The 15,906-nt window shown below is 69.6% G+C and carries 16 protein-coding genes; 8 read left to right on the plus strand and 8 right to left on the minus strand.

Going from position 1 to position 15,906, the window contains the following annotated elements:
* Positions 1–67 precede the first annotated feature (67 nt).
* Positions 68–2,041 (minus strand): molybdopterin-containing oxidoreductase family protein, encoded by a 1,974-nt coding sequence (locus DFR69_RS11760; protein WP_244198207.1) that lies wholly within the window; start codon positions 2,039–2,041, stop codon positions 68–70.
* Positions 2,042–2,232: 191 nt separating this feature from the next.
* On the opposite strand from DFR69_RS11760, the gene DFR69_RS11765 reads away from it, so the two are divergent.
* Positions 2,233–2,559 (plus strand): hypothetical protein, encoded by a 327-nt coding sequence (locus DFR69_RS11765; protein WP_110037475.1) that lies wholly within the window; start codon positions 2,233–2,235, stop codon positions 2,557–2,559.
* 40 nt (positions 2,560–2,599) lie between these two features.
* On the opposite strand, the gene DFR69_RS11770 is transcribed toward DFR69_RS11765, so the two are convergent.
* The 5 genes from DFR69_RS11770 to DFR69_RS11790 form a co-directional block, all read right to left on the minus strand.
* On the minus strand, positions 2,600–3,271 hold the full coding sequence (locus DFR69_RS11770) for an Rv0361 family membrane protein (protein ID WP_146229256.1): 672 nt from the start codon (positions 3,269–3,271) through the stop codon (positions 2,600–2,602).
* A 224-nt stretch (positions 3,272–3,495) separates the two neighbouring features.
* Positions 3,496–4,656 carry an acetyl-CoA C-acetyltransferase gene (locus DFR69_RS11775; RefSeq protein ID WP_110037595.1) on the minus strand — a complete coding sequence of 387 codons (1,161 nt, stop codon included), beginning with the start codon at positions 4,654–4,656 and terminating at the stop codon, positions 3,496–3,498.
* Positions 4,657–4,691: 35 nt separating this feature from the next.
* Entirely contained in the window at positions 4,692–5,303 is a 612-nt protein-coding gene (locus DFR69_RS11780; RefSeq protein ID WP_110037477.1) for a TetR/AcrR family transcriptional regulator, read from the minus strand.
* 33 nt (positions 5,304–5,336) lie between these two features.
* On the minus strand, positions 5,337–6,134 hold the full coding sequence (locus DFR69_RS11785) for an SDR family oxidoreductase (protein ID WP_110037478.1): 798 nt from the start codon (positions 6,132–6,134) through the stop codon (positions 5,337–5,339).
* Complete coding sequence (locus DFR69_RS11790; protein WP_110037479.1) at positions 6,131–7,318, minus strand: acyl-CoA dehydrogenase family protein; 1,188 nt, start codon at positions 7,316–7,318, stop codon at positions 6,131–6,133. Before DFR69_RS11790 ends, DFR69_RS11785 begins: the two co-directional genes overlap by 4 nt.
* Before the next feature lie 55 nt (positions 7,319–7,373).
* Between DFR69_RS11790 and DFR69_RS11795 the strand changes: the two genes are divergently transcribed.
* From DFR69_RS11795 to DFR69_RS11825, 7 genes are all read left to right on the plus strand, one after another.
* Positions 7,374–8,921 (plus strand): FadD3 family acyl-CoA ligase, encoded by a 1,548-nt coding sequence (locus DFR69_RS11795; protein ID WP_110037480.1) that lies wholly within the window; start codon positions 7,374–7,376, stop codon positions 8,919–8,921.
* Positions 8,918–9,787 (plus strand): enoyl-CoA hydratase, encoded by an 870-nt coding sequence (locus DFR69_RS11800; RefSeq protein ID WP_110037481.1) that lies wholly within the window; start codon positions 8,918–8,920, stop codon positions 9,785–9,787. Before DFR69_RS11795 ends, DFR69_RS11800 begins: the two co-directional genes overlap by 4 nt.
* A complete protein-coding gene (locus DFR69_RS11805; protein WP_110037482.1) occupies positions 9,788–10,930 on the plus strand; it encodes an acyl-CoA dehydrogenase family protein in 1,143 nt (380 codons plus the stop codon).
* A gap of 28 nt (positions 10,931–10,958) precedes the next feature.
* Positions 10,959–12,005 (plus strand): acyl-CoA dehydrogenase family protein, encoded by a 1,047-nt coding sequence (locus DFR69_RS11810; RefSeq protein ID WP_110037483.1) that lies wholly within the window; start codon positions 10,959–10,961, stop codon positions 12,003–12,005.
* Positions 12,006–12,017: 12 nt separating this feature from the next.
* On the plus strand, positions 12,018–13,067 hold the full coding sequence (locus DFR69_RS11815; RefSeq protein WP_110037484.1) for an acyl-CoA dehydrogenase family protein: 1,050 nt from the start codon (positions 12,018–12,020) through the stop codon (positions 13,065–13,067).
* Between the two features lie 125 nt (positions 13,068–13,192).
* The gene (locus DFR69_RS11820; protein ID WP_110037485.1) at positions 13,193–13,645 is read left to right on the plus strand and encodes a MarR family winged helix-turn-helix transcriptional regulator; all 453 of its coding nucleotides are present in this window, start codon (positions 13,193–13,195) and stop codon (positions 13,643–13,645) included.
* A 22-nt stretch (positions 13,646–13,667) separates the two neighbouring features.
* Positions 13,668–14,915 (plus strand): MFS transporter, encoded by a 1,248-nt coding sequence (locus tag DFR69_RS11825; protein ID WP_186817428.1) that lies wholly within the window; start codon positions 13,668–13,670, stop codon positions 14,913–14,915.
* A gap of 110 nt (positions 14,916–15,025) precedes the next feature.
* Here DFR69_RS11825 and DFR69_RS11830 read toward each other — a convergent pair whose 3' ends face one another.
* Together DFR69_RS11830 and DFR69_RS11835 are read right to left on the minus strand one after the other, a co-directional pair.
* Positions 15,026–15,376 carry a hypothetical protein gene (locus DFR69_RS11830; protein WP_110037486.1) on the minus strand — a complete coding sequence of 117 codons (351 nt, stop codon included), beginning with the start codon at positions 15,374–15,376 and terminating at the stop codon, positions 15,026–15,028.
* Between the two features lies 1 nt (position 15,377).
* The gene (locus DFR69_RS11835; protein ID WP_110037487.1) at positions 15,378–15,836 is read right to left on the minus strand and encodes a prevent-host-death protein; all 459 of its coding nucleotides are present in this window, start codon (positions 15,834–15,836) and stop codon (positions 15,378–15,380) included.
* Positions 15,837–15,906: the final 70 nt, after the last annotated feature.

The raw sequence follows: 15,906 nt of genomic DNA on the forward strand, positions 1-15,906 counted from the left end.
ACCGGGGCGAACCGGACACCGGACCAGGCGCCACCCACAAGGTGCGCGACTGGTCCGGTGTTCTTTCTCAGGACGCGACCGGCCGCGGGCGTACCTCGACGCGGTTGTCGTGGAACACCGCGCCGCCCGCGTAGTCGGCGTCGCGTTCGGCGATCGTCGCGTTGACCGTGGCGCCGTTGGTGAACTTGGCCCAGCGGCCCTTGGTCGTGGCCGCGACGCCGGGGCGGACCCGGTCGGACAGCTCGGCCACGGCCTCGAACTCGCCGCGTGAGTTCGACACCAGCACCGGGGTGCCGTCGGCGATGCCGCGGGCGCCCGCGTCGTCCGGGTGCAGCGTGATCGTGGATTCGCCCGCGCGACGGCGCAATTCGGGGTTGGCGCCGAAGGTGGTGTTCAGGAAGTAGTGCGAGGCGGCCGAGATCAGCACGAGTCCGTCGCCGGGATCGGCGGGCGGGGTGTACGCCGGGAACGGGTCGTGGCCCGCGAGTTCGGCCCGGGCGGAGACGAACTGGAGCTTGCCGGCAGGCACCGGACCGGCCTGGATCTTGAGGAAACCGTCGGCGCGCAGGCGATCGAGGTCATAGCCCTTCAGCAGTTGCTTCGCCAACTCCTCGTCGGAATCGTAGAGGGCCGGTTCGGTGTGGCCCAGCCTGCGCGCGAGTCTGCGGAAGGTCTCGGTGGTGGACAGGCATTCACCCGGCGGTTCCACAGCGGGTTCGTTCCAGACCAGGTAGAGGTGCCCGTATCCGGCGATCACGTCGAGGTGTTCGGGCTGCATGGTGGCGGGCAGGACGATGTCGGCGTAGTCGACGGTGTCGGTGGCGAAGTGCTCGAGCACCACCGTGAACAGGTCCTCGCGGGAGAGGCCCTCGATCACCCTGCGCTGATCGGGATTCGAGCCGACCGGATTGGCCGCGATCACGAACAGCGCCTTGACCGGCGGATCGTCGGTCTCGAGCAGGGCCTCCCCGAGCCGGGTCATCGACAGGGTGCGCACCGGGTGCGGCAGCAGATCGTCGCGGATCAGCGCTGCGTCGTCGAGGCGGAAGTGTCCGCTGGTCGAATAGTGCAGTCCCCCACCGCGAATCCCCCAGTCGCCGGTGACGCCGGGCAGGCAGGCCAGCACCCGCAGCGCCATGCCGCCGCCCGCGTGGCGCTGCATGCCCTGGGAGGCGCGAATGGCGGTCGGCCTGGTGCGCGCGATGCGTTCGCCGAGCGCGACGATCTGTTCCCGCGGCACACCGGTGATCTCCGCGGTGCGCTCGGGGGTGAATTCGGCGATGCGGTCCCGGAATTCGGACCAGCCCTCGGTGTGCTCGGCGATGAACTCGTCGTCCTGCGCGCCGAGCGCGACGATCACGTGCAGCAGGCCGAAGGCGAGCGCGGCGTCGGTGCCGGGCAGCGGCGCGAGGTGCTCGTCGCAGCGTTCGGCGGTCTTGGTGCGGACCGGATCGATCGACACCAGGTAGGCGCCGCTGTCCTGCACGAACTTCCACACATGGTGGCCCGAGGTGAGCGGATTGGTGCCCCACAGCAGGATCAGTTTCGCGTGCGCGAGGTCCTCGGGGTCCATCCCACCGGAGGTGCCGAGGGTGTAGCGCAGACCGGCGCTGCCCGCGACCGAGCAGATCGTGGGCCGGTGATGGGAGGCGCCGAGCACGTTGAACAGGCGGCGGCCCGGATATCCCTCCATGCCCTGGATGTAGCCCAGGCTGCCGGTGCCGTGGAACGGCCAGATCGCCTCGGCGCCGAATTCGTCGATGACGCCGGTGAGCCGGTCGGCGATCTCGTCGAGCGCCTGGTCCCAGCTGATCCGCTCGAATCGGCCCGACCCCTTCGGCCCGACCCGGCGCAGCGGATAACGCAGCCGGCCCGGGGCGCCGACCTGCTCCAGGTAGCGGTTCACCTTCACGCACAGCGCGCCGCGCGTGACCGGATGATCCTTGTTCCCCCGCAGGCCGGTGGCGACGCCGTCCTCGACGGACACCACCCACGAGCACGCGTCGGGGCAGTCGAGTGGGCACGCTCCGAGCACCTTCACCCGACCCATCGTAAGCGGGCCCACCGACATCCCGCCCACCACGCTCGGCCGTAACATTGCTCGCCGGAAATGTGATGTAAGTCACGTAAGAGTGGTTTCGCGGACGCGTGGCACCACAAGGTATCGATTTGCGCGGAGGCCCCTGCCGCAGGTCGGGGCATCGTGCCCCCACGCTTGGTGGGAGGTAGGAGATGATCGGCAAGAAATTGATGGTGAGCGCGTCGGCGGCAATGCTGCTCGGCGCGGGGGTGGTGATGGGCGCATCGCCCGCCCAGGCGCAATGGCAGCCGGGATGCTCGGCACATCCGGTCAACAACAGCGCGGCGTACTCGCAGTGCTATTGGCCGGTTCGGCATCAGGTGCGCATCGAGTGCAGGCACTGGTGGGGCTGGTTCGGCAGCAGCTGGGCCACCTACGAGCGCCGCGGCAACATGGCGTGGAACGGGCAGCAGTCCTGGGCCCACTGTGACACGCCTGGCACGCTCCAGCGCTGGGATGTCGTGACGTATTGGTGGTGAACGAGAAACGGGTCGGCCGAAAGGGGCCGACCCGTAACCCTCATTCGGTCTCGATGACCGGGTTGAGGATCCCGCACACCTTCCACCCGCCGTCTTCCTCGACCAGTTTGTAGGTCGCGGTCGTGGTGGTCTTCTGGCCCATGATCTCCATGGACATCGCCGTGGTGAAGGTCCCGGAATCGCTGCCGGACGGGACGTCAACGCTCTTCAGAGTGGTCGTCGTCTTGGGCAGTCCGCTGCCGGACGGCGCCCCCGTCGGCGTCGACTTGTTCTTGTACTTCGCGATCTCGTCCCGGTCCGAGGCACACACCAGATCCTCGAGGTCGCCTTTCTGGTCGACCCACGCCTGGGCCGCCTCGCGCGGGGTGTCGTAGCCCCCGCCGCCGATCCCACCGCCGCCGCCGGCGAAGAGGAACCAGCCGCCGACCGCGAGGGCGATCAGGACGACCGCGCCGCCGACGAAGAGAGCGACCTTGCCGCCGCTACCGCCGGACGGGCGGGTCGGCTGACCGTACCCACCCTGAGCTCCGTATTGCGGGTACGGCTGACCCGGCATCGGCCCACCCTGCGGATAGGGCTGTCCGGGCATCGGCTGGTACGGCTGCTGCGGATACGGCTGACCCTGCGGGTACTGCCCCGGATACGGCTGCCCGGGCGGCATCGGCTGACCCGGCCGACCGTGATACGGGTTGGGCGGTTGTGGGTGACCCATTCGGAATTCCTGCTCCTGCTCTCACGAGTGACACCCAGATCCGGCACCACTTCAGCTCATGGCTTACCCACTGCGCCAACGTGTTATCGCGGCAGCCCAGGGATGAGCAACGTTCCAGTGTCGGCGACCGATCACTCGCCCGCAACCGCGGACACCGCCGTAGAACGCACTACGGCCCGGTGCCGGAAACTCCAGCACCGGGCCGTGGTCGGCTCCGCGGTGAATTACTCTGCGGCGCCGAGGCGTTCGATGATGGTGACATTCGCCGTGCCGCCACCCTCGCAGATGGTGAGCAGACCGTAGCGACCGTTCACCCGCTCCAGCTCGTTGAGCAGGGTCGCGAACAGCTTGGCGCCGGTCGCGCCGAGCGGATGGCCGAGCGCGATCGCGCCACCGTTGACGTTGACCTTCGCCGGATCGGCGCCGATCTCCTTGATCCAGGCCAGCACCACGGGTGCGAAGGCCTCGTTGATCTCGATGACGTCGATGTCGTCGATGGTGAGACCGGTCTTCTCCAGCGCCCACTGGGTCGCCGGGATCGGCGCGCTCAGCATGAAGATCGGGTCGGCGCCGCGCGCGCTGACGTGATGGATGCGGGCCCGCGGGGTGAGCCCGTATTCCTTGACGGCCCATTCCGAGGCGAGCAGCGTCGCGCTCGCGCCGTCGGAGATCTGGCTGGCCACTGCGGCCGTGAGCGGGCTGCCCTCACCGAGCGGCTGCAGGCTCGCCATCTTCTCCAGGCTGGTCTCGCGCGGACCCTGGTCGACGGTGAAGTCGCCGACGGGCACGATCTCGTTGTCGAAGCGGCCCGCGGCGATGGCGGCGCGGGCGCGCTCGTGGCTGCGCAGCGCCCACTGCTCCATGTCCTCGCGGGTGATGCCCCACTTCTCGGCGATCAGCTCGGCGCCGCGGAACTGCGAGACCTCACCGGTGCCGTAGCGCTCGTCCCAGCCGGTCGCGCCGACGAACGGCGACTCGAAGCCGTACTCCTTGCCCGCGAGCATGGCGGCCGAGATGGGGATGGCGCTCATGTTCTGCACGCCACCGGCCACGATCACCTCGGCGGTGCCGCTCATGATGGCCTGCGCGCCGAAGTTGATGGCCTGCTGGCTGGAACCGCACTGCCGGTCGACGGTGACGCCGGGCACCGACTCGGGGTAGCCGGCCGTCAGCCACATGGTGCGGCCGATGTTGCCCGCCTGCGGGCCGATGTTATCGACGCAGCCGACGATCACGTCGTCGACGACGGCGGGATCGATGCCGGTGCGCTCGATCAGTCCGCGCACGGCGGCGGCGCCGAGGTCGGCCGGGTGCACACCGGCCAGCGCGCCACCGCGCTTGCCGACCGCGGTGCGGACCGCGTCGACTACATAGGCTTCCCGCAGGGGGGTGTACGGGCGGCGCTCGGTCATGGGAACTCCTACTTCGCTGTGCTCACGGGCACGGTGAGCCCGTCGAGCACGATGGTCAGATATTGCTGGGCAAGGCTTTTCACGGCGATGGTGCCGCCGGGGGTGTACCAGCGCACCGCGACCCACACGGTGTCGCGCAGGAAGCGGAACGCCAGTTCCACGTCGAGTTCGGGCCGGAAGCTGCCGTCGGCGACGCCGGCGGTGAGCACCCGGTGCCAGAGGTCACGGAACTCGGTGTTGAAGTCGCGGATGTAGCCGAATCGTTCGACGTCGCGCAGGTTCTTGGCCTCGGCCTGGTAGATGGCGACGGCGGCGTGGTGCCGGTCGAAGGACTCGTAGGAGGCGAGCACCAGCGCCTCCAAAGTCTCGCGCGAGCTCAGGCCCGCAGCCGCGATCTCGCGGTAACGGCCGAACAGGTCGTCGAGGAAGCCGCGCAGGATCTCGTCGACCATCGACTCCTTGGAGTCGAAATGGTGATAGAGGCTGCCCGAGAGGATCCCCGCCGAGTCGGCGATGTCGCGCACGGTGGTGGCACGCAGGCCACGCTCGGCGAACAGGTCGGCGGCCAGGCCGAGCAGTTCCTCGCGGCGGGTGCGTTTCACGGTGTCGGGTGCGGTCACGGTGTCATTCCTCCATACTCGGGCGCCCGCTCATCATGCGCGTTGACTGCTCACCGAGACCACCTCGCCGGTCAGGTACGAGGTGTAGTCGCTGGCCAGCATGGCGATGGTCGCGGCGACCTCCCACGGCTCGGCCGCCCGGCCGAAGGCCTCGCGCTCGCTGAGCGCGTCGAGCAGCTCGGTCGAGCTCACCTTGTCCAGGAACGGATGCCTGGCGATGCTCGGCGCGACGGCGTTGATCCGCACTCCGAACTCCGCGGCCTCGACCGCGCTGCACCTGGTCAGCGCCATCACGCCCGCCTTGGCGGCGGCGTAGTGCGCCTGGCCGTGCTGCGCGCGCCAGCCGAGCACGCTGGCGTTGTTGACGATCACGCCGCCGTGGCCCGCCGAGCGGAAGTAGCCGAGTGCGGCCCTGGTGCAGCGGAAGGTGCCGGTCAGGGTGATGTCGAGCACCTGGTCCCACTGCTCGTCGGTCATGTCGACCACCGGGGTCTCGCCGCCGAGACCGGCGTTGTTGACCATGATGTCGATCCGGCCCAGCTCGGCGGCCGACGCGGTGAGCAGCTCGTTCACCTGCGCGGTGTCACGCACGTCGCAGACGACCGCGCCGACCTTGCGCTCGGGGAACTCCTTGGCCAGCAGCTCGGCGGTCTCGGTGAGTCTGCGCTCGTGCCAGTCGGAGACGACGATGTCGGCGCCCTCCTCCAGCAGCCTGCGCGCGGTGGACGAGCCGATGCCGGTGCCCGCGGCGGCGGTGATGACGGCCTTGCGGCCGGTCAGCAGGCCGTGGCCGGGGATGGACGGGGGCGGGACAGACAGTGGGCCGGTCACGGGCGAGCCTCTCGCGGCAGGCCGAGCACACGCTCGGCGATGATGTTGCGCTGCACTTCGTTCGAACCTCCGTAGATCGTGTCGGCGCGGCTGAACAGGTACAGCCGCTGCCATGCGGTCATGTCGTCGGGCCCGAGGACCAGCCCGGCGGCGCCCTGCACCGCCATGGCCAGTTCGCCGAGTCCGCGATGCCAGTTGCCCCACAACAGCTTCGACACCGAGGCGCCGCCCGCGTCGTGGGTGTCCTCGCTCATGGTGCGCAGCGCGTGCGCGCGCAGCACCCGCAGGCCGACCCAGGCGCTGTCGATGCGGTCGGCGATCAGCGGGTCGTCCGCCGCGCCGGTGCGCCGGGCCAGTGCCTCGATGTCGGCGAGCTCGCGGGCGAAGCGGATCTGCTGGCCGAGCGTGGAGATGCCGCGCTCGAAGGTCAGGGTGCCCATGGCGACGCGCCAGCCGTCGCCCGGCTCGCCGACGACCAGGCCGGCCTCGGTGACGGCGTCGTCGAAGAACACCTCGTTGAATTCGGAGGTGCCGGTGAGCTGTTCGATCGGCCGTACCTCAATGCCCGGCTGGTTCATCGGAACCAGCAGGTAGGACAGGCCCTTGTGCCTGCTGGAGCCCTTCTCGGTGCGCGCGATGACGAAGCACCAGTCGGCGACGTGGGCGAGCGAGGTCCAGATCTTCTGGCCGTTGATCACCCACTTGTCGCCGTCCAGGCGCGCCGTGGTGCTCACCGCGGCGAGGTCGGAGCCGGCGCCCGGCTCGGAGTAGCCCTGGCACCACAGCTCGCCGACCGAGCGCACGCCGGGCAGGAAGCGCCGCTTCTGCTCCTCGGTGCCGAAGGCGAGCAGGGTCGGGCCGAGCAGTTCCTCGCCCACATGGGAGACCCGCGCGGGCGCGTCGGCCTTGGCGTACTCCTCGTGGAAGATGACCTGCTGGCGCACGCTGGCGCCGCGGCCGCCGTATTCGACCGGCCAGCCGAGGCAGGTCCAGCCCGCCGCGGCGAGGTGCCGGTCCCAGGCCAGCCGCTCCTCGAAGAACTCGTGCTCGCGCCCGGGGCCACCGGTGCCACGCAGGTCACGGAACTCTCCGGACAGGTTTTCGGCCAGCCAGTCGCGTATTTCCGCGCAAAACTCCGCGTCGGAGGTCGCGGTATCGGAATCTGAGGTCTGGATCACGCCCACGTCGGTAGGATAACCTACCAAGCACTTGCTTTGTTAGCCGATTGGTGAGGACCCCGTGACACCCCCTGCACAGACCACCCCGCAGGCACTGCGTGACGTCGCCGCGGCGTACCAGGACGAACCGGCCCTGATCGACGGCGCGACCCGCCTGACCTGGGGCCAACTGCTCGACCAGGTCCGGATCGCGGCGCGCGCGCTGATCGCCCGTGGCGTCGATTCCGGCGACCGGGTCGCCATGTGGGCGCCCAACACCCATCACTGGGTCGTCGCCGCCCTGGCCGCGCATTCCGTCGGCGCCGCGCTCGTGCCGCTCAACACCCGCTACATGGCGGCCGAGGCGGCCGACGTGCTGCGCCGGGTCGACGCGAAGGCACTGTTCGTCGCGGGCTCGTTCCTCGGCAGGGACCGGGCCGCCGAACTGCTCGCCGAGGCGCCGGACCTGGCCATCGACACGGTCGTGGTGATCCCGGTCGAGGACGACGCCGCGCACGCCTCGACGCTCACCTGGTCGGCGCTGCTCGAACTCGCCGAGACGGTGTCGGCAGAGACCGGCGAGGCGCGCGCCGCCGCCGTCTCCCCCGACGACATCTCCGACATCCTGTTCACCTCCGGCACCACCGGCCGCAGCAAGGGCACGCTCGTCGCGCACCGGCAGGCGCTCGGTGTGGTGCGCGGCTGGGTCGAGTGCTCGACGCTGCGCGCGGGCGACAAGTACCTGATGATCCCGCCGTTCTTCCACAACTTCGGTTACAAGGCGGGCATTCTCGCGTGCCTGGTCACCGGCGCGACGATCGTGCCGCAGGCCACCTTCGACGTGCCCGCCACCCTGGCGATGATCGAGTCCGAGCGGATCACCGTGCTCACCGGTCCGCCGACGATCTACCAGACCATCCTCGAGCACCCCCAGCGCGGCGACCACGACCTGAGCTCGCTGCGCGTCGCGGTGACCGGCGCCGCGACCGTGCCGGTGGTACTGATCGAGCGGATGCGCGACGACCTCGAGTTCGAGGTGGTCATCACCGCCTACGGCCTGTCCGAGTCGGCCGGTTTCGGCACCATGTGCAGGCCCGAGGACGACGCGGCCACCATCGCCAACACCTGCGGCGGCCCCATCGCCGGCTTCGAACTGCGCCTGTCCGAGGCGGGCGAGGTGCTGCTGCGCGGCCCGAACGTGATGCTCGGCTACCTCGACGATCCCGAGGCCACCGCCGAGGCCATCGACGCCGACGGCTGGCTGCACACCGGCGACATCGGCATCGTCGACGAGCGCGGCTATCTCAAGATCACCGACCGGCTCAAGGACATGTACATCACCGGCGGATTCAACGTGTACCCCGCCGAGATCGAACAGACCCTGGCCCGGCTCGACGGCGTCGCCGAGTCGGCCGTCATCGGCGTGCCCGACGAGCGGATGGGCGAGGTCGGCAAGGCCGTCGTCGTCCGCAAGGCCGGCTCGACGCTGACCGCCGAGGAGGTGCTCGCCTTCGCGGCGAGCAAGCTGGCCAATTTCAAGGTGCCCCGGCTCGTGGAGTTCCGCGACCAACTGCCCTACAGCGCGGCAGGCAAGGTGCTCAAGCGCGAGCTACGTGAGGAGAAGTCGTGAGTCCGGAAACCGAGACCGAGGTCGTCACCTACGAGGTGCGCGGCGCGGTCGCCGTCGTCACCATGAACCGGCCCGAGTTCCGCAACGCGCAGAACTCCAAGATGACCTACGCCCTCGACGCCGCCTTCCAGCGCGCCGTCGAGGACCCCGAGGTCAAGGTGATCGTGCTGGCGGGCAACGGGAAACACTTCAGCGCGGGGCACGACATCGGCACGCCGGGGCGCGACCACGACGTGCACTACGACAACAAGGCCGTCCTGTGGTGGGACCACCTCGACCGCCCCGGCGGCGATCAGCGCTTCGCGCGCGAGTCCGAGGTGTACCTGGGCATGTGCCGTCGCTGGCGCGAGATCCCCAAGCCGATGGTGGCGATGGTGCAGGGCGCCTGCATCGCGGGCGGGCTGATGCTGGCCTGGGTGTGCGATCTGATCGTCTGCTCCGACGACGCGTTCTTCTCCGATCCCGTTGTCCGGATGGGCATCCCGGGCGTGGAGTACTTCGCCCACCCGTGGGTGATGGGGCCGCGCGCGGCCAAGGAGTTCCTCTTCACCGGTGACCGGTTCGACGCCGCCCAGGCCAAGGAGTGGGGCATGGTCAACCGGGTCGTGCCGCGTGCGGAACTGGAGACCGAGACGATGGCGCTGGCCGAGAAGATCTCGGCCATGCCGCAATTCGGCCTCGCGCTCACCAAGAAGGCCGTCAACCAGGCCGAAGACCTGATGGGTCTGCGCAGCGGAATGGACTCGGTCTTCGGGCTGCACCATTTCGCGCACGCCCACAACGCCGAAGTCGGCGCCGACTCGCTCGGCGGGATGAACGCCCGCTCGATGAAGAGCGCCGCGACCGAACAGAACGGGACGAAGTAAGTGGATCTCGATATCGACCCGGCGGTCCGGGAGTTCCAGCTGGAGGTGCGCGACTTCCTCGCCACCAATGTCCCGCGCGAACCGCTGCCGTCGATGGACACCAAGGCCGGTTTCGAAGCGCACCGCGTGTGGGAGGCCAAGCTGGCCGACGCCCGACTCTCGGCGGTGTCCTGGCCCGCCGAGTACGGCGGCCGGGACGCTTCCATCCTCGAATGGGTGCTGTTCGAGCAGGAGTACTACGCGGCGGGCGCGCCCGGCCGGGTGAGCCAGAACGGCATCTTCCTGCTGGCCCCGACCCTGTTCGAGCACGGCACCCCCGAACAGCTCGCGCGGTTCCTGCCGCGGATGGCCCGCGCCGACGACATCTGGGCCCAGGCGTGGTCGGAGCCCGAATCGGGCAGTGACCTGGCCAGCCTGCGCTCGACCGCCCGGCGCACCGAGGGCGGCTGGCTGCTCAACGGCCAGAAGACCTGGAGTTCGCGTGCGGCGTTCGCGGATTGGGGCTTCGGCCTGTTCCGCAGCGACCCGGAGGCGCAGCGGCATCACGGCCTGACCTACGTGATGTTCCCGCTCACCGCCGAGGGCGTGAGCGTGCGGCCGATCCCGCAGCTCGACGGGGAGCCCGGCTTCGCCGAGATCTTCCTCGACGACGTGTTCGTCCCCGATCAGGACGTGATCGGCGGGGTGAACGAGGGCTGGCGCGTGGCCATGGCCACCTCGAGCAACGAGCGCGGCCTCTCGCTGCGCAGCCCCGGCCGCTTCAGCGCGACCGCGCGGCGCCTGATCGACCTGTGGTCGGAGACCGTCGAGCCCACCGACACCGCCGCGCGCGACGCCGTGGTGGCCGCGTGGATCGGCTCGGAGGCCTACCGGCTGCACACCTTCGGCACCGTCACCCGGCTCACCGACGGCGGACAGCTCGGCGCGGAGTCCTCGATCACCAAGGTGTTCTGGTCCGAGCTCGACATCGCCATGCACGAGACCGCGCTCGATCTGCTCGGCTCCGCCGCCGAGCTCACGAGCAAGTGGACCGACGGCTACCTGTTCTCGCTGTCCGGCCCGATCTACGCCGGTACCAACGAGATCCAGCGCAACATCATCGCCGAGCGCATCCTCGGCCTGCCGCGGGAGAGCAAGCGATGAGCTCCCGCCCGATCACAGGAGGCTCGCGATGAGATTCGCGCTCAGCACCGAACAGCTCGACTTCGCGGCCGAGCTGCGCAAGATCCTCGAGGCCGGGCAGGTGCCCGCCGCCGTGCGCGCCTGGTCCACCGGTGACACCGACAAGGGCCGCGCCCTGCTGCGCCAGCTCGCCGAGATGGGCGTGTTCGGCCTCATCGTCGACGAGAAGTACGACGGCGCCGACGCCACCCCGGTCGACCTGGTCGTCGCCCTGATCGAGACGGGCCGCGCCGCGCTGCCGGGCCCGGTGATCGAGTCCGCCGCCGTGATTCCCGCTCTGCTGCAGCGTCTTCCCGACGCGAGCACAGCGCAGCAGTGGCTGCCCGCCCTGGCCAGCGGCGAATCGCTGGGCACCATCACCTTCGACGATCCGCAGCGCGGCATCGCCCTCGACGCCGAGGCGGCCGATGTGGTGCTGGTCGGGGCGGGCGGTCGCCTGGCGCTCGGCGAGGTCAGCGCTACGGACGCGCTCCACCAGGCCGATGTCGCGGACAGTGCGGCGCAGCTCAGCTCGATCGACCCGGCGCGCAAGCTTTTCCGCGTCGCCACCGGCACCACCCTCGCCGACGGCGACGAGGTCGCGGCCGCGCTCGATTACGCCTTCGACATCGGCGTGCTCGCCTGCGCCGCTCAGCTGCTCGGCGCGGGCCGCTCGATCCTCGAGCAGACCACCACCTACGCCAAGCAGCGCAAGCAGTTCGGCCGGGTGATCGGCGAGTTCCAGGCCGTGAAGCAGCAGCTCGCCGATGTGCTGATCGCGCTGGATCTGGCCGAGCCCCTCGTCTACCGCGCGGCGCTCACCCTGGATTCGGCCGACCGCGCCCGCGACGTGTCGGCCGCGCTCGTGGCCTGCGGCGACGCCGCCCACCGTGCCGCGCGCGTCGGCCTCCAGGTGCACGGCGCCATCGGCTACACCGCCGAATGCGACCTGTCGCTGTGGCTCACCAGGGTCACCGCGCTGCGCACCGCCTGGGGCACCGCCGATTTCCACCGTGGACGCATCGCGGCCGCGCTGCGCGAGCCCGCCGCGGTCTGAGGGAGGAGTCTCATGACATCGAACGAACTGCTCGAATTCCGGACCAGTGTGCGCGCGCTGCTGAGCAAGCACGCCACGCCCGCCGCCCTGCGCACCGCCATGGACTCCGAGCTCGGGTACGACCCGAAACTGTGGACCATGCTGTGCGAGCAGGTCGGCGTCGCGGCGCTGGCGATCCCCGAGGAGTGGGGCGGCGCCGGCGCCGGACTGGTCGAATCACTGATGGTGGTGGGCGAACTCGGCGCCACGCTGGCCGGGGTGCCGATGCTCGGGTCGGCGGTGCTCGGCGTGCAGGCGATTCTGCTCGCCGGTGACGAGCAGGCCTGCGAACGCCTGCTGCCGGACCTGGCCGAGGGGTCGCGCACGGCGGCACTGTGCTGGGCCGACGCAGCGGGCTGGGACTCCCCCGGTGTCCGTTCCGCCGACGGAAAGCTCGACGGCACAGCGCATTACGTGCTCCACGGGGCGCAGGCGGAATTGCTGCTCGTGCTCACCGACGAGGGCCTGTTCGAGACCACACCTGAGGCGGCGGGCGTCACTGTGACACCAACGCCCGCACTCGATCCCACCCGCAAGCTGGCCTCGATCAGCTTCACCGGCACCCCGGCGACCCCGATCGGCACGGGCGACCCGGCCGCGCTGCGCGACCGGCTGCGTGAGATCGCGTGGGCTGCGGTCGCCGCGGAGCAGGTCGGCGCGGCCAGGCGCTGCCTGGACATGACGGTCGAGTACACCGCCTCGCGCGTGCAGTTCGGCAGGCCGATCGGCAGCTTCCAGGCGCTCAAGCACCGGATGGCCGACATGTACGTGCTGGTGGAGTCGGCGGAGTCGACGGCGCTGGCTGCGGCACAGGCCCTCGCCGAGGACAGCGCGACGGTGGCCGAGGATGTCTACGTGGCCCGCAGGCACTGCACGGAGACCTTCTCGCACGTCGCCGCGGAGACCATCCAGCTGCACGGCGGCATCGCCATCACCTGGGAACACGACGCGCACCTGTACTTCAAGCGCGCCCACGCCACCGCCGAGCTCTTCGGTACCGGCCGCCGCCCGATGGCCGCATAGCAGCAGGTCGAGAACCACTTTCGGAGCCCCGGTCGCCACTTCGGCGGCCGGGGCTTCGGCGTGTGTGCGCCGTTTCACCGCACAGCTTTAGATTTAGATAGTTAGCTTATGTAATAATATGGAGCGTGCAGCAGACAGAGCAGCCCTCCCCGGACGACATCGTGGTCGATCTCCTGGTGACTGCCGGTCGGCTCACCCGGCTCGCCGGGGCGATCAGTGATGACGACCTGCCCCGCGCGGTCCTGCGCGCCCTCGCCGTGCTCGACGAGCACGGCGGCATGCGGGTCAGCGAGTTCGCCCGGATCGATCGATGTTCCCAACCGGCGGCAACGGCGCTGATCGGCCGACTCGTCGCCGACGGACTCGCTTCCCGTTCGAAGGACCCGCAGGACTCCAGGGCGGTTCTCGTCGAACTGACCCCGGCGGGCCGAACCCGCCTCACCCAGGCCAGGCGCTCCATCGCGGCCGCCATGGCCCCCGGACTCGCCGAGTTCGACCTCGATCGGCTGATCCGCCTCGACACCGACATGAACGACCTGCTGACAGCCCTGCGTGCGGTTGCCCGCGGTCATCAGTGAACAACCAGGAGCGCCAGTGAGCATCACCGAGTTGACTCGCGCCGACGACGACACCGCCGCCGCGGCCACCCCGACCGGACAACCCAAGGCCGTCTGGGCCGTCGCCTTCGCGAGCGTCATCGCGTTCATGGGCATCGGTCTCGTCGACCCCATCCTCAAGCCGATCGGCGAACAGCTGCACGCGAGCCCCTCGCAGGTCTCGCTGCTGTTCACCAGCTACATGGCCGTCACCGGCGTCGCGATGCTGGTGACCGGCGTGATCTCCAGCCGCTTCGGCGCGAAGAAGACGCTGGTGTCCGGTCTGGCGATCATCATCGTGTTCGCCGCGCTGGCGGGCAGTTCGAGCACGATCGGTGAGATCATCGGCTTCCGCGCGGGCTGGGGTCTGGGCAACGCGCTGTTCATCGCGACGGCGCTGGCCACCATCGTCGGCGCGGCCAGCGGCGGCGTGGCCAAGGCGATCATCCTCTACGAGGCCGCGCTCGGCATCGGCATCGCGACCGGACCACTGCTGGGCGGCCTGCTCGGCGGAATCAGCTGGCGCGGACCGTTCTTCGGCGTCTCGGTGCTGATGGCCATCGCCCTCGTCGCGATCGTGGTGCTGCTGCCCGAGATGCCGAAACCGGCCAAGCCGACCTCGATCACGGCGCCGTTCAAGGCGCTGCGCCACAAGGGTCTGCTCACCGTCAGCATCACCGCGCTGCTCTACAACTTCGGCTTCTTCACCCTGCTCGCCTACACCCCGTTCCCGCTGGACATGGGCACCTACGCGATCGGCTTCATCTTCTGCGGCTGGGGCATCCTGCTCGCGGTGGCCTCGGTGTTCTTCGCGCCGAAGTTGCAGGCGCGCTTCGGCACCCTGCCGATGATGGCGGTCTCGCTGGCGCTGTTCGCCGCCGACCTGGCCGTGATGGGCCTGTTCGCCGAGCACAAGATCGTGCTGATCGTCGGCGTCGTGATCGCCGGCCTGTTCCTCGGCGTGAACAACACCCTGATCACCGAGGCCGTGATGATCTCGGCGCCGGTCGAGCGCTCCACCGCCTCGGCGGCCTACAGCTTCGTCCGGTTCGCCGGCGGCGCCGCGGCGCCGTGGGTGGCGGGCAAGCTCGGCGAGCACAGCATCTCGCTCCCGTTCTGGCTCGGCGCGGCCTGCACCGCCGCCGGCGTCGCGGTGCTGCTCCTCGGACGCGGCGCGCTGGCCCACATCGACGACCACGACCCGGCGCCGCACAGCGTCGAGGAAGCCCAGGCGATCACCGTCGGCGACTGACCCGTTCCCGCCCGCTCCCGGACGCACCCACTGCCACGACCAGCGGGTGCGTCCGCGTTTCGGCCCGAGCGACGTCAGTGGCGTTCATCCCCGCCAGCAAGACCGAGCAGCTACTTTGTCTCGTTCGGATGGCTTGTGTGTACCTGTTCCAGGAACACGGTGCGCTCGACGACGTAGAACCAGATACGTGCGGTGCCTCTTGCGGTTGGTTTGTGCTGCCAGCGCTCGTGCGTGGCACCGCCACGCTCAATGAGACCGAGATCGCCCTTCAGACGATAGTTCGTCGGAGTCGTGACCAGAGGGGTGCGCGTGAGAAAGTCCCACGTGTCCGACAGGGGGTTGCGGATAGTGGCAGCAAGGTCCTGCCAACCCTTACGGGCATCGGTCGTGGCGAAGCGGATCTCGTACTCGGTCCTCTTCGCGGGGCGGGAGACCAGTTCGCCCTTCTTTGCGGCCGCCACGCTACGGACGCTCCACGGTCTCGGGCGCGTCGAGCCAGTCCAGGTCGACGCTTCCGAGCCCGGCGGCGATAGCCGTGGCTGTCTCCTTCCAAGACGTCAGCTCGGCGATCGCCAGATGCGGTTGGTCGGTGGCGAACGAGGCACGCGCCGCGTCCACCAGATCCTGCGCGCAAGCTTCCCGGTCCGCCGGTGACAGGGCAAGCATCCAAGGGAAAGCCTTGGACATGCGCTCGGCCAGCGAGCCACTGTCGTCGAGGGTGACCGTAATGAGCTGTGCGGCGAAGTTCAGCAGGCGGGCACGACCCTGCGCCTCGCGCTGTGACATCAGAACCAGTGCTTCACCGTCGCGCCGGGTAACCGTCACAGGATGGTTCTCGGCCTCGGCGAAGACCTCGGCGGGATGCTTGCTCAAGTCCGAGGAGCGCCGCGTCGCCGCGGGAAGATCTGCTGCGATGCTCATGGACTCATTTTATTCGGAACGTGTTCGGAAGTCCAGCGCCGTCGCGAGCACCCAAGCGCCGCGTACCGTC

Origin of the sequence: Nocardia neocaledoniensis (assembly GCF_003182135.1) — a bacterium.
GTDB classification, from domain to species: domain Bacteria; phylum Actinomycetota; class Actinomycetes; order Mycobacteriales; family Mycobacteriaceae; genus Nocardia; species Nocardia neocaledoniensis.